Annotated in this window: 6 protein-coding genes; 2 read left to right on the top strand and 4 right to left on the bottom strand. The window is 43.3% G+C overall.

The window, feature by feature from the left end; all coding sequences use genetic code 11:
- Positions 1 to 168: 168 nt before the first annotated feature.
- The 4 genes from AAA942_RS08800 to AAA942_RS08785 form a co-directional block, all read right to left on the bottom strand.
- Positions 169 to 2,907 carry a hypothetical protein gene (locus AAA942_RS08800; RefSeq protein ID WP_338219871.1) on the bottom strand — a complete coding sequence of 913 codons (2,739 nt, stop codon included), beginning with the start codon at positions 2,905 to 2,907 and terminating at the stop codon, positions 169 to 171.
- A 106-nt stretch (positions 2,908 to 3,013) separates the two neighbouring features.
- Positions 3,014 to 6,493 carry a hypothetical protein gene (locus AAA942_RS08795; protein WP_338219870.1) on the bottom strand — a complete coding sequence of 1,160 codons (3,480 nt, stop codon included), beginning with the start codon at positions 6,491 to 6,493 and terminating at the stop codon, positions 3,014 to 3,016.
- A 97-nt stretch (positions 6,494 to 6,590) separates the two neighbouring features.
- Entirely contained in the window at positions 6,591 to 7,343 is a 753-nt protein-coding gene (gene yaaA, locus AAA942_RS08790; RefSeq protein ID WP_338219869.1) for a peroxide stress protein YaaA, read from the bottom strand.
- Between the two features lies 1 nt (position 7,344).
- Positions 7,345 to 12,864, bottom strand: a complete 5,520-nt coding sequence (locus tag AAA942_RS08785; protein ID WP_338219868.1) for a hypothetical protein — start codon at positions 12,862 to 12,864, stop codon at positions 7,345 to 7,347.
- An 81-nt stretch (positions 12,865 to 12,945) separates the two neighbouring features.
- Here AAA942_RS08785 and AAA942_RS08780 point away from each other — a divergent pair, with 81 nt between their 5' ends.
- Together AAA942_RS08780 and AAA942_RS08775 are read left to right on the top strand one after the other, a co-directional pair.
- On the top strand, positions 12,946 to 13,995 hold the full coding sequence (locus AAA942_RS08780) for a PorP/SprF family type IX secretion system membrane protein (RefSeq protein ID WP_338219867.1): 1,050 nt from the start codon (positions 12,946 to 12,948) through the stop codon (positions 13,993 to 13,995).
- A gap of 8 nt (positions 13,996 to 14,003) precedes the next feature.
- Positions 14,004 to 15,239 (top strand): M48 family metallopeptidase, encoded by a 1,236-nt coding sequence (locus AAA942_RS08775; protein ID WP_338219866.1) that lies wholly within the window; start codon positions 14,004 to 14,006, stop codon positions 15,237 to 15,239.
- Positions 15,240 to 15,469: the final 230 nt, after the last annotated feature.

Here is a 15,469-nt window from a genome sequence, read left to right as displayed (position 1 = left end):
AAAATAGAAAAAAAAGTCGATTTAGCTTTCCCGTGCAAAAAAAATTATGAAATGCCATTTCCTCCTGTTGATGGATGGAAAGTGCTCTTTTTGAACTCTGGTGAGAGGGTCCATTTTTTTGGAAATGCCTCTGAATTACTAAAGAGTTTTCAGACATTCCCTGGCAAATCACTCAATGACCAAAAGTGAGGAAGTAATCACTTCTTCATAGTCGTACAGGGGATTCCGGACTTTAAGCTTGACGACATAGGTGCCCAAAGGAATCAACCTCCCAAATGATACTCCATCCCATTTCAAAAAGGCTTGCTCATAGGGGATTTCCAAGGCTTTTTCGAAATGAATCAAATTTCCTCCCCGATTGAAAATGTACAATTCTGCTTCTGTGACTCCTTCACTCAAAAAGACCTCAAAATTTCTGGAGGAATCTCCAAGAACCATAGCTGTTGGCATTCTTACATCGAAAGAACAAGCATCGTAGGCTCTGAAGCTGTCAAAAAACTCGCAACCGTCTTCTGTAATCACCATTAGAGAATATTCCCCAGCCTCTTTTGGAGTAAAAATGGGTTCTTTCGAAACTAACTGCTCTCCAAAATACCAAAAGTACTCCGCAAAGTTTCCGGGATTAAGTGTAGGTCCTCTTTTCCCTTTGGAGCAAATACCATAAACATCTTCTAAATTGGGTTCAGTTAGTAAGTCGCTATTTTCTACTTTTATAAAATTACGGCCTATTTCACAACCAATTCGGTTATACACCACTGCTTCATAATTTCCAGTTTCCACCACAGTTATTTCAAACTGATTTTCAAATTCCGGAAGGTCTCTTCTATTACCCGCATCATCAAAAAATATCCATTCAATTTCCCTGACCGCTTCCATATTTGTGTTTACCTCAATCCTACTGGTGCCTGGGGTTGGACAGATTTTATTGGCCTTCATATTTACCTCAACTTGGAGAATCGGTGGTTCTACCGTGAAGAAGATTGGGTTTTTGGGGCAAAAACCACTTTGAAGCGGCTGAACAATCAAAGAATAGTCCCCGACAGCTGTTGAAAAAAACAATTCATTTCGGCCAACAATCACCCCCTCAGAGTTTATCCATCGGATGGAAGTTTCTTCCGGATTGATCCCGGTTAGTTCAGCCTTATAAACTTGATTTCCAAAGCAATCCTCCTCATACAGAGAGAGTCCAAATGAAAATTCCCGGGCAAGTGTGGAATTGATTTTTTGAATTCTGGGACAAAGATTAGAATTTGGGTCAGCGGGAAATCCCAAAATAGAATATTCTCCACCCTGAGTGAGGGTGAAAGCTTCTCCTGCATCCAAGGTTTGAATGGATTGATCTGGAAAAGTAAGTTCAAAGATTAAATCTTCTGAAGTCTCGGGTATCAGGTCAAAGGTCTGACAGATATTTATCTCATTGGGGACATCAAAGGTTACCAAAGGGTTAGAATCAATGGTGAAATTCTCTACTGGATAGGTGCAGCCGTCTATTTTCAACTCGAATAAATACCTGCCTCCTCGTACAGGAATTATCAGAGAGTCTTGGTCAGTAATCGTACCCTGAGTTACCAATCCTACTCCAGGAGATAGAATCCGAAATTCTCCGTTTACCTGTCCCTGAGCGAAATTAATTGCTATTGAGCCTAAATTAATTCCTGATGCAGAGCAGGTTTCAGGAGTGAGGGTGTATTGGGGGATATCAATTGCCGGTGTGCTTGGAGTGAGAATGGGAGGGTCTTTGGATTCCAAATTCTCAATGGATACAAACTGGCAGCCATTGGAATATACAGCTATTGTATACAGCTGCGGTTTGAGATTATTAAAAGAAACTTGTTGGCCTGCGGATACATTGGACAAGAGAGTTTGGGTCTCTACAATTACTAAAGAATCCAAATCATTAAGTGCTGTTATAGAGAAAGCCCCATTAGGTTCAGCACAATTATCCGGCTTTTCAATATGATTGAAGTTGATTTTCGGAGTTTCATTTACTTCAAAGCTGATTTTTCTTTCTGATGGACAATCAGGATAGTCAGGGTCCACCGCACGGAATTTGGCTACGTATATCCCTGGGGTTAAAATTTTATCAGAGTCTAGATTGACACTAAATGAATTGCCCAAAGATTCGAAAGTAGAGGAGCTCGGACCTTTCAAAAACCATTCACCTGAAAGTGGTGTATCTGTACCTAAGGTAACGGATTCGCCTTGGCAAACCACTGATTTCGATACGTTGAGCTCAAAGTCCAAAGAGGGTCCCACATAAGTCGAACCTGTAATTAAGCATTCCTGAATCCCACTGGCACCATTGAGGAAAAGCTCGATTTTATAGAAGCCTTCCTGTGTGACAAAAATACTATTGGTAGTACCCACCACATTATCCCCGACATCTGTCCAGATGAAATTATATTCCTGAAAATTAGGAGTGGAGGGATCAATGGCTGTTATTTCTGTAGGCGTATCCCCGCAAAGAAGATAGTCCGGAAGTAAGGCAAGAGTTGGGCCTTGTTGGACATTAATAGAAACTGTCTTCGAATAGATAGTTGCACTGTTTCTCCTTACACTTAGAGACAAAGAATAAGTTCCTGTTTGATTGAATGAGATTTTTACAGTTTCAAACTGCCGGCCTCCACTTCTATTGAAGATTTCTTGTCCTTGGGAATCAGTGACCAACCAGCTGTAAACATCCGTGTTGGGGTCTCCACCACCACTATAGGTCCCCACTACACCACCAAAAACAATACATAGATTTTCTGGCCCCACTAATGTCGGGTCTGATTGTACTATGAGATTGCTTGGAAGAATTTCTGTGGTGTTTCCGATTCGGCCTTCTAGGGAAGGTATAAACGCAAATAAGACCAGCAACCAAGACCACATCTCAATATTCCTTTTTGGATATTGAGTCGGATTCAAAGGGATTTTTGTAATCTAAGGGTGAAACACAAAACTAACTCCAATTCATGGAATTACTTGCGGAAGTCAATTCAAAAAATGTTCCACTTAACTTTGTCTTTCTGAATTAATCGATCACAAGAATAGCCCCAAGTTCTTCTTTGGTAATGTTTTTCTCTCTGTTACGATACCATACCCTGTAGGCATAGGAACCAGGAATAACCTTGTCTCCCTCTACATATCCATCCCATAGACAGGTTGATTCCTCTGTTATCAAATCAGTTTTTCTGCAATGAAATACAGGATTGCCCCATTTGTTGTATATCCAAACTTCCAATTCGTCGATTAGATAATTGGTATAAATTAAGAAAGGTAAGTCAGGATTTCCAGGTTGAATTGCATTTGGAAAAATCACTTTTAGCTCACACTCTTCTTCAGTAATAAATTGGGTTTGATAGGCACACCCCTCTCCGCTAAAAACTACTACCGTATATGTTCCAATTTGAAGGGGTTTAAAGGTGGGACTGGTTGAAACTAAATTTTCGCCAAAATACCATTCATAGGAGGAAAAGCTACCTGGATTTAGCGTGGGAGCGATTTCATACCTTGGACATATCTGATAGGATTCCTCCAAGATGGGGCGGTTTTGGTCCGTACTTCGGATGACCATCAGGGAATCTCTTCCGAGAATGCATCCGAAAGAATTCAAAAGCTGGACTTCGTAGGTTCCTTCTTCGATAGCCAATATTTCCGTTTTGCCTGTTTCAGAGGTAAGTTGAGATGTATTGTTGCTTAGGTCAGTAAACCACCACTCGATGGTCTGAACTGCCTCTAAATTGGCAGTAAAGCTCAAAGCTGCATCCGGTTGGTCAGGACACAGCGTCTCTGCGGTCAGTTCGACATCCACTTCCAAAACAGGAACTGGTATTTCAAATTCCACCGGAATGATTCCGCAGGGAATTGAGCCTTTGGGCTGAACTTCAAGTGAGAAGGTGCCATAGGTGGAGGCAGAAAGAATCGCCTGAGTACCCACCACGCTTCCTGCCGGATTTCTCCAAAAATAATCTACAGAATCCGGAGGGTAGTTTTCCACTTTTGCCAGATATTGATATTCTCCTGTACAGGAAAGATCCACCAATTCGGCAGAAAAAATCACCGGAGGATTGATTTTTACCTCAATTGTTTTTTGATCCGGGCAAAGTGGACCACTGATATTGGGGTCATAGCCCAAAACAGTGTATGTGCCTTCCTGGTCCAGTAAAAAGGCCTCATTCCAGCCTTTGATCTCTGTTTTTCCATCAGGAAATATCAATTCAAACTCCAAAGGATCAGCAGATTCTGGGATCAATTGATAGGGATCACAAATGGAAAGGGAATCCGGAATTATAAAAGGAACTTTGTCCGGAATCAAATCAAGATCCAAACTGCTTCTTCCCAATTCACAGTCTTTGTTGATGGAAGGAATACGGCTAAAGACTGCTGCTTCGTAATTGCCTGCTACATCTACCGTGATTTCAGCTTGATTATCAAACTGAGGTAAGTTTTCAATATTTCCCAAATCATCGTATCGTCTCCATTCGATATCCGTGATTTCTTCAGGAAAGGTCGTACTAAGACTAATGATTGCCCTCGGGCCAAATTCACATAGTTTGGTTGAGGTCAAAGTAACATCGACTGAAAGAACGGGTTGGGAAATTTCAAATTCAAGCGGGGGGATGGGGCAGGCAGTACTATTGGCCGGCTGTACGTCCAGCTTGTAGGTTCCAAAAGAAATCGGATTCAAAAACTGCCCAGTACCGACTATTTGATCATTTTCATCATACCAGCGATAAATGACAGAATCAGGGTCACTGCCAAATAATTTGGCTTCGTAGGTCCGATTTCCAAAACAGTCCTGATTGATAAGAACAGGTTCGAAGTCAACTGGGTCCACAACCAACACAAAAAGTTTCCTTTCCAAAGGGCATAGCAGATTTTGATCTGGTATTCTGCCTACCAAGCTATATTCCCCTGCTTCAGTTAAAGTGAAAGCTTCCCCCGCAGGCTTTATCGTCTCGGTCCCATCTTTAAGATAAATCAAGGAAAATTCTAATGCCTGACTGGTTTCAGGAGTCAAATCAAAGGTTTGACAGATTGAAAGTGAATCTGGAATACTGAATGCCACCTGCTGTAAAGCCGGAACGTCTATCAACTCTGCTTTGGGCAAGTTGCAACTGTCTTTGTCGTAGATTTCAAATACATATTCTCCACCCGGCACATCAAAAAACAATTCTGTTTCATTTCCCAAAGCTTGGTTTCGAAACACCCCCCCTCTGGAATTAAGTATTCGGTAAGACCCGTCTACCACAGGCCCATTGAGTAGTTTAACTAAAAAAGAGCCGTTTAATTTCCCGGTATCTGTGCATTTTTCTGGTTCTACATCCTGGATTTCGAAAGAAAGCTGACTGGGAGGATCAACCAAAGGGACTACGGAAGCAAGAGAATTGGTACAGCTGCCGAGTTGAGATGTGATGGTATAAGCTCCTGACTTTAATCCAGGAATGAGAATTGGGTCCCCTGGATTGAATGGACCAAGACTGATCCCCAAACCATCAATAAAAATAAGGTCTATGAAAGTCACTGCTTCCAAAGTAAGTGCGCCATCGGCAACCAAACATTCGGAAGCACCACTTGCGCTGATAAATTCGATTTCCGGTAAGGGATTATAAGTAAATGAGCTTTGAGCCTGTTGGATGCAAGATGGATTATTGGGATTGGGGACTTCAAATAAGACAAGGTAATCTCCAAACCCACCTGAGATTTGATTCGGAGAGAGAGTTTTGGAGGTGCCGCGTCCTAGTGAAATCAAGTCCGGATCTCCTACTTTTTGATAAAACCATTCCCCAGGAGCGGAGGGGGAGGAGTTAAAGGTGATGGTTGCGTCAGGACATAGAGATGATCCGGTAGAACTAATTGTGAAAGTAGGAGCAAGGTTTACCCTCGTTGTGAGGTTAGTCTCGCAGTCTTTTATTCCTGATGCATTTTCAAAGAAAAAAGAGACGGAATAATCTCCTGATGCATCTACTACTTGTGTATTTTGGTTCCCTATGACAGCTCCACTTCCATCTTTCCATTCGAAGATATAGTTAGAAAAATTAGAGCTAGAAGGATCTATAGCTGACAGGGTAATGGGTTGGTTTTCGCAGATGGTATAATTGGCTTTTAGTTGAATCAATGGTCCTTGAACCACTTCTATAGATTTGGAAAGGTTGCCAATGACTATTCCTCCTCTGGAAACTACCAGTTTGATCTCATGGACCCCAATCAGCGAAAAGGTATAGCTAAAGGTTTGAAAGCCAGCACCGCCTGCCCCTTTGAAAAGGGTCTGACCGCCTGGCCCAGTCAATTCCCAAGAATAAACGTCAGTGGCCGGGTTGCCCCCTCCAAAGTAATTAGCCAAAATGCTTCCAAAAACATTGCATAGCCTTTCGGGCCCAGTCAATTCAGGGTCAAATAGAACATTTGAATCTACACTCTTGGATATACCATTATCATCCTTGCCAGTAAATTGACCGGATAGGATCAGTATAAACAAAAAAAGTCTGAAAGTAGACTGGATTGTAATCACGAGTAAAAACCTGAAATTCTGATACTAAGCTACTATTTTTTGAGCGGGCAAAAAATTGCTGGACTTTGTACTTAGATCAAAATTGCAGGAAATTATCTTATCTCACAAAGACCCAATCAAAAGTAGAACTCAATCCTTCTGAAAATTCATAGCCCTCTTCGTTAAAGGTCTTTAGCTGCTCAGGATCTGATATTTTATTTTTGATGGCAAAGTTGGTCATCAACCCTCTTGCTTGCTTGGCAAATAATCCTATGATTTGATATTTCCCGTTTCTGAATTCTTTGAATTGAACGGTGATTACGGGTGATTTTAGTGCCTTTTGGTCCACCGCCTTGAAATATTCCTGAGAAGCCAGATTTACAATAGGTCTTCCCTGAGCGGTGGCTTGTATGGCTTTTGCGATTTTGGTGCCCCAGTACTCGTAGAGATTTTTCCCTTTGGAGGTAGAGAGGGGAGTACCCATTTCCAATCGATAAGGCTGGATCAAATCCAAAGGCTTGAGTAAACCATATAACCCAGAAAGAATCCGAAGGTGGTTTTGGGCAAATTCAAAATCTTCCTGAGAAAAGCTGTCAACTTCAATTTTGGTATACACATCCCCTTTGAAGGCAAGAATCGCCTGTTTTGAATTTTCAGGATTGAATTCTTTCTGAAAAGTCTTGTATCGCTCCTCATTCAGGGTTGCCAGATTTTCGCTCACATGCATCAGATCAGCGATTTCTTTTGCTGATTTTTTCTTCATCACATTGACCAAACTTTTGATGTCAGATAAAAAATCAGGATGCGAGTGGTTAGTATAGTTGGGGGTTGAATAATCGAGGGTTTTGGCAGGAGAAATGAGAATTAACATACTATTGAATAATCGTAATCGCTTTGGTTTCTGTTTCTGTGAGATTTTGATCTCGGGAGTAAAACTTCACTAGCACCGCATATGTTCCGTTGGGGACAAATTTTCCATTGACAATGCCGTCCCATGGGCAGAAAGGCTGCCTTGGTTCGAGATTTTCGTGTTCGCAATAGAAAATCAATTCTCCCCATCTGTTAAAAATAAAGACTTCCACTTCGTCAATGTATTCATTTGCATACAAGATGAAGTTACGGTTAGGATCATCCAAAACTACTCCGCTTGGGTACCTTACTCTCAACCTACAGTCCTCAAATACAGTGAATGTGGCCACATACTCGCAGCCCAGATTATCAGACACGGTCAATTCATAATTTCCAGGTCTTTCGGGAGTAAAGATTCCCTCAGTCGAGACTTCTTGTCCATTCAGTTTCCAAGAATAGTTGTCATAGTCACCCGGGTTGATACTGGTAGTGACTCCTTCTATTGCACAAATGGTAATTGGCTCCAAAGGTACTACTGGAGGTATGATCGTGGATCGTTGGACTACTCCGCTTGCTCGGCCCAACTCACAACCTAAGTTACTTCTAACCAGGGCTTCGTAGGTTCCTTCCTGACTTACATCAATTATCGGAAGATCGTCAAATTGCGGGATTCTGGTTCTGGTGCCACCATTGACACTAAACCATTCTATGAAGCCTACATTGCTTAGGTCACCGTCAATTTGAATGGTTGTGCTGGTAAGCTCAATACAGAAGGGCTGTACATTCAGCGAGATGGAGATTGGATCCACTAGCACCTCAGCTGTGAAAGTAATGGGATTGGTAGGGCATAGACTTCCTGATATTGGCTGGACTTCCAGTGAGTATTGGCCTGCACGACTAGGTACAAAAGTTTGTCTTCTGCCCACAATCACTCCCAAATCATCTCTCCACAAGAAAACCACGTCGGCTGGATCCGCATTATTCAAAATTGCTTCGTACCGGATTCCACTTTGACAATCAATCACCGGCCCAGAAAGCGAATAGTCAAGAGGCTGGGTTAGATTCACCTGCATTTGGATTTCTCTCGGACAATCCACACCGCTTGGATCCTCTCCTCGGATGATATATGTATCAGATTGGGTGAAAGTAAACTCCCCAGAGGCGTTAGGTGTAAATACCGCTCCACTGGAATTGGTAGCAGAATAGGTTAAAAGATTGGGGCTTGAAGGGGCAAAAGTGAAGCTTTCGCAGGCAGTGACGGAGGTTGGTACAGAGAAAAGTACTTCCAATTTCTGTTCGATATTGTAAACTGTAGTATCAGGGATCGAGCATCCGAATTGATCTTTCACTTCCACCAAATAATCACCAAAAGGTACTTCCACATCAAAAAATGCTAAGTTGGGAAGAGGGCCGGTAAACACTTGACCATCTCCCTGCCTTACGATTTCATATTCCCCAATCTGAGCTACTCCGTTGTCGAAAGAGATGGTGATTATTCCAGGGTTGACCCCTGTAGTCGCACAAGTTTCATCTTGAACATTTACCGTGAATGCGAATTGAGAAGGAGGATTGAGATTTTCCACTGTGACTGAGGAGGAGAAAAAGCAACCCGAGGCATTATCAGCCTCAATGGTATACACTCCTGGTAGAACATCAGGTACGGGCAAGATATCCCCCGCATTGACATTGCTGAAAGTCAAAGCCAATTCAGTAATCCTTACTTCAGTTGCATTGGCTTGCATGAGGATTTCAAATGCTCCGTCTGCAGTGGCACAATCTGTAGCAGGATTGGTAGCTGTAGGTACCAAAAGGGGCAGTTCGTTGACCAGAAGATTGCTGGTTTTTTCGAAGATACAGCCTGGTAAAATAGGATCTTCTCCCACAAAAATAATTTCGTACTGACCTGGGCCAGGCAGATTGATCACAAACAGCTCCAATTCGAAAAATTCACCCAAGGATACTCGGGTTGGATCACCATTTAATGTGTAAAACCACTCTCCTTCCAAAGGCGTATCCGGTGCTAAAGTGACCACTATATCCTCGAAACACACCTCATCGGCAGAAGCATTGACTTCAAACTCGAAGGCTGGTCCCACGAAAATTTCAGCTGTGGAGGGACAGGTCTCGAAAAACAAAGCTTCATCATCCGTAAGTCCATCAGGAAGGCGGTAACTTACCTGAACGGTGTAGATGCTTTCTTCATCCACAGTGATTGAATTGGAGTTTTCATCTCCAAAAACCACTCCCGCTGCATTGGTCCATTGAAAATCATACAGTCCACTGGCTGGATCATACCCGTCAATTGCTGTCAGAGTTACAGGATTTCCGGCACAGAGTGTAGCATCCGAGCCAAGAGTCAAAGTAGGAGGAGCTACTACTTCAAATTCCCCTTCAGCCTGGAAATAATTGACCTCTGCACATCGATCCACCCGGAGATTGACTGTATAAATTCCCGGTTCATTGAGTATTTGCTCTAAGGTCTGAAACTCATCACCGGGTCCTCCAAATTCATTCAATATTACCGTTCCGTCGTCTTTGGTAATAGTCCAAAAATAGGAGTCAATATCAGGCTCTCCGGCTCCTTCAAATATAGCTTCCGCTCCTAGGGCAGGATCAAGACAAAGACGGGTTGGGATAGAGAGTGCCGGTTCTGGAATTGAGCTACCAGAGTTTTGCACAAAGTTGGGCAGGCCTAGATTTGAGGTACCAGGCATGGGTTCTACCGCATCCAAGGTAAACGTACTTCTTCCAGTACATCCACTGCCTACCTGGATTTGGCCGATGCGATTGTCACCCACTACTGCCGCATATACCTGACCGTCTGAAGCGATCTGAAGTGCTCCGAGATTCAAAGCGGCAGTACCGCTTACCTGATTTTTGGTAGAAAGGATACAAGCTTCCCGTTGGGGTCTGGTGGTAGCATTGGCAAAGCAAGCGGGACAAGGTGCTGCATTCGGATCATCGTTTGCAACTTGAGTAATAATCATTTCCTCGATTCCCGGACCTCCATTGCGGTAGGAGACGAGGATGCGGTCTGAATCATTGGAAAATTCCAAGCCATAAATATCTCCGTTGCAGCCCAAGTCCAGTCGGGCATATTCGGTCATTCTTCCAGTCTGCTGGTCAAATTCAAAGATTTCGGCCCGATTGCAGCCGCCTTCGGAAATTGTCACTGCCACCTTGGTGCCATCGGGGCTGAATTTCATTGCACCAACTCCTGAATTAAATCCGTGATTGCTTCCGACGGAGCTCAATACAGCGGGGCCTATTCCATTCACAGTGACGGGGTAGGCCCGGAAGGTATTGTTTCCTAATTCATGAAACATCACCCAGGTAGTGTCTCCTGAAGTCAAAGCTGCCGTCTGCTCCGTGGATGGGCTAAATAGGAAGTTGTTTTTGGTGGTCACATTTCCTACTCCGGTCTGGTTTTCAGACTTGATATCCACTACCGTGTAGCTGACTGTATTGGATCCTCCGGATTGGGACTGGGTAGTGAATAGATAAAATAGAGTCGGCTGAGTAGGAACCGGAACAGCAATTACAGATTGACTGGCGGTATTGTCTCCACCGATATTGTCTCCGTTTTCCATCAGCTGCCCGTTCAGATCCCAAACTGAAGCTCCATCGGTAAAGAATAGGACCTGTCCTGCCTGATCAGAGATGGTGGTTGTACCTGCTGGAATGTTTTGAGGGTGTCGCTGGGCTATTGGACGTGGAGTCGGGGCAGTTTCATCATCCGGATCAGGATTGAAATCCAATCCTGCACCATCCCCAAAATACCAGATATTGTTGGTCTGATCCGGCAGGTCCCACATTCGGATGCGGATTTCGGCATAGGCATAGCATTGTGAACCGGGCTCTCTCACCAAGACCCAATACAAACCGGGTCTACAGACCTCATTGGGCTGCTGACCGATCCATCCTTCATCTCTTTTGTTGGACCAAAAATATTCGTAAGTAGCTCCAGCGCCTCCTGGAGCTTCCCCTCCCTGCTGTCCGCCTGCGGCTTGGGCCTGAAGGAAAGGAGCGATATCAAGACAAGTCTCACAAACGGTAGTGTCGGAAGGCGTAAAGTTAGCCTCAAGGTTGTTTTCAGTTAAAGGAATAGTTTTAGTCACATCTCGGCTAGTACCATCCGCAAATTCTACAGTTAGAGTGACCGTGACACTGGATTCTTGGGCAGCATCCTGAGGAATGAGGAAGTGCTCCTGATTAAAATCTGCCGGGAGTGGATTTCCGTCCGAGTCGGTGAGTGGAGGGGTGAATTCCCAATTGAAAGAAACTGGCTGATAATTTTGAGGAGAAATCTCGCTGGTCAGCTGGACAGGATTATTCGCACAGGGCTCCAATGGGTCCCAAGTAAAGTCCACCGTGGGGCTGATATCTGCGTTTGGAGCAAAAGTCGGAAAGATCTTTCCGCAGAAATCTGTTCCGTTAAAGGGATCTTCTTCTACCACCAAGGCGGTCAGATCCGATTCATTGGGGTTGGTGACTCGACCGATAAGTTGCGGGCCTCCTGCCACTTCCTCGTAGATGTAATAAACCTGTCCGTCCGGGCCTACTTTGACGTCATAGATCTGATTCAAAGACGGCTCTGTTGGGATTAATTCAGGAGTAGCATTTAGGTTTGAGGTAGGGATTCTAAACAATTGATTGCCTCTGGAGAAATAGATAAACTCTCCGCCGGGAGAAAAATCTGCCCCTCCAATATCCTCACTTCCCCCTGATTCACTGATGGGTTCTGGATTTCCAAAATTACCGGATGCTGAGTCAAATGAAAGGACCAAAATATCGTCTCCGGGATCTTCTGAGATTACGATAAGCCTGCTGTTTTCCTCGTCAAAAATTATCGCCTTGGGGGTAAAAGGAATTCCCTCTGTGTCAGTTTGGGTAAAGTCACCCTGAGTGGATTCCAATCTTCTGGAAATCAGATTTCCTCCAGAAAAACTGATTAAATAAGAAGGGGAAGCTGGAGTTTTCACAACCAAAACTGCTCCTTCGGCTGACCCGATAGCCACATCCTTGGCAATCACTTCACCCAAAGCAGGTTCATTACCCACGGCTTCTCCAGGAGCATTCATGTCTACTACGGCATATTGTAGCTGCCCTGAAGGGGAAATGTAAAAAATATAGAAGAGTCTGTTTCCGTTGGGATCATATTCCAAAAAGCCCGACGCCACCGTCTGCCTTCCATCGATATCCCCATTCAGCCCCGGGGCACTACCTTGAAGAGGATTGGATCCGAAATCGTAGACCAATTCTCCATTGGTAAGAAAGAGAGGTTGACCAGTGATAGGGTCTATTGCAAGGGAATTGTTATTTGTCCCCACCAAGACAGTGGAAGGTAAGGTTTGGACTGTGGCAGTTCCGCCTTTTCCAAAAGAGAGATAATTGTTTTCAGTACTTGAGACACAGTATCCAAATATCCATTCGTTATTGTTGAATCCTTGACCAAATGAGGAATTGGTATTTCCCAACCACAAAAATGTAGTAAGAAGGCTGAAAAAAAACTGGATAAGTATGGAATACGATTTGCTTTTCATATTTTTCGAACTGCTTCTAAAACAACCTAAGTGTCCAAACGTTTAGAAGCTGACTGAATATTCAAATAAACGAACAAATCCTTGTTACGGTCTCTGCTTCGATTGGTTTTTTTTATATCTGTATCATTTGCTTGGATGGGACAAGCGTATGGGCAGGACCCGCAATATAGCCAATATTATGCCGCCCCTCTTTATCTCAATCCTGCCATGGCCGGGGGGGAGTTGACTGGAAGAATTGGATTCAATTACCGAAACCAATGGCCAAGCATTGATGCACAGTTCACTACCTTTTCGGCTTTTTATGATACTTATCTGCCTGATTACAACAGTGGAATCGGAGTTCATGTAATGCAGGACACAGAAGGTGCTGCAAAGCTTCGGTCTACTTCAATTTCATTAATGTACTCCTACGAATTGAAATTGGGAGAGAACAGCTACTTCCGTCCGGGTTTTCAAGCAAGTTATATTCGAAGAGAAATCGGATTTTATGAAAATCTGGTTTTTGCAAATAATATCAATGAAGCTGATCCTTTTGGGGATTTGATCAATTTCCCTACCGATATTCCAGGCTTGGGCGATCCAGTTGGGATGCTATCTCTCTCGGTTGGCGGTTTGTTTTTTACAGAGAATCTTTGGGTGGGTCTCGCAGCACACCATGTGAATCAACCCAATCAGTCATTTATCGACGGCTTGAGTCCACTTCCAATGAAGCTTTCCCTTCACGGAGGCTACAGAATTGATCTTGGGGAAGGGACTATGAGAAGTGATTTTACTCATATGCGTCGGCAGCGCTCTATCACTCCCACATTCAACTACAAGAGACAAGGCCCCTTCGAGCAGTTGGATTTGGGCGCTTATCTCTATCTTGAACCCATTGTTTTTGGACTTTGGTATAGAGGTGTACCCTACCGGCCTGTTGAAAACCAAAGTAACCGGGACGCAGTTGTTATGATGGTCGGTGTCAATTTGCTAAGTGGACTGAATATCGGATACAGTTTCGATTACACCGTTTCCCAATTGGGAATACAGACAGGCGGTGCTCATGAAATCAGTATCTCATGGACTTTGCCCAATAGCTATCAGGGAAAACCTTCACGCAGGGACACCATCCTTCCTTGTCCTAAATTTTAATCTATTTCATGAGCTCAGAGGAATTAAAATACCTTTTGGTAGGGGTGTTGGTTTTCGGCTTTTTGGTAAGAAAAACGCTGAAGCTACTTAATGCAAAAAATCCGATACCTCAGATTCCTCAAAACCTTTCTGAATACCTCAGCGAATCCAATCTCAAAGAAGCAAAAGCCTACCAATTGGAAAACTTCCGCTTTGGACTCATCGCAGGTATTTTTTCCTTTTTGTTTACTCTGGCATTTATTTTAATGGGATGGTTTGGAGCTTTGGATTCTTGGATTGAGGGATTTTCCATAGATCCACTTTATCAGTCTTTACTTTTCTTCGGAATTGTCTTTATCGGGTCGGATATCCTGAGTCTTCCCTTTGATTGGTACTCTACTTTTGTGATCGAAGAAAAGTATGGATTCAATAAAACTACAACAAGAACTTTCTTTTCAGACAAGCTAAAAGGATATCTCCTTTCCATTGTGATCGGGGGAGGGTTGCTTTTGGTTTTTCTTTGGTTGATTCACCGTATGGGGCGGGATTTTTGGTGGCAGTTTTGGCTGATTGCAGCAGGATTTATGGTGGCAGTCAATCTTTTTTATACTGCCTGGATTCTTCCTCTATTTAATAAGCTGACGCCTTTGGAAAATGGGGAGCTGAAAGAAAAAATCATCAGTTACGCCCGCTCGGTCAACTTTCCACTGGAAAACATTTTTGTCATGGACGGCAGCAAGCGCTCCTCCAAAGCCAATGCTTTTTTTTCTGGCTTTGGCTCAAGAAAGAAAGTGGTGCTTTACGATACCCTTCTCGAACAGCACCCGCCGGACGAATTGGTGGCTGTCCTAGCCCATGAGGTAGGACATTACAAAAAGAGACACATTCTCTGGAGTATGGTCATTTCGGTAGTCCAAGTAGGGTTGATGTTGTTTCTCTTAGCTCAGGTGATTTTTTCTGAAAACATGAGTTTGGCTTTGGGTGGAAATTCGTGGTCTCCTGAGCTGAATATCATCGGTTTTACCATGCTGTTCTCCCCGATTTCCATGGTCTTGGGGATAGGGATGAACTGGCTAAGCAGAAAAAATGAATTTGAGGCGGACGCTTTTGCGAAAAGCACTTTCTCCGGAAAACCTTTGGCAGAGGCCCTGAAAACACTTTCTGTGAAAACCCTCAGCGATATCAATCCACACCCTTGGTACGTGTTTGTGAATTATTCGCATCCTCCTTTGTTGGAAAGGCTTAAAAAACTTGAAAAAAAATAATTAGTCATTAAAATCAAATGTAAACTATTGTTTATCAGATAAATAGAGAAGTATTTTTAAACTAAAATTTCTGAATTATTTTTCTGAAAAGTTTAAAAAATCATTTTTTTCTCTTTACCTTAATTTTTCTTTAAACTTAATAATTCTTTACAAATGAAGACTTTTTACCTGCTGATTATATTTCTCATCACTTTCTGCCAGACCGTTGCCGCTGTTGAAGTCGTTATAGA

The sequence above is a fragment of the Algoriphagus sp. oki45 genome (assembly GCF_036245605.1).
GTDB lineage: Bacteria > Bacteroidota > Bacteroidia > Cytophagales > Cyclobacteriaceae > Algoriphagus.
The sequence above is the reverse complement of the archived record's forward strand: the minus strand, read 5'-3'. Positions and strand labels throughout refer to the sequence as shown.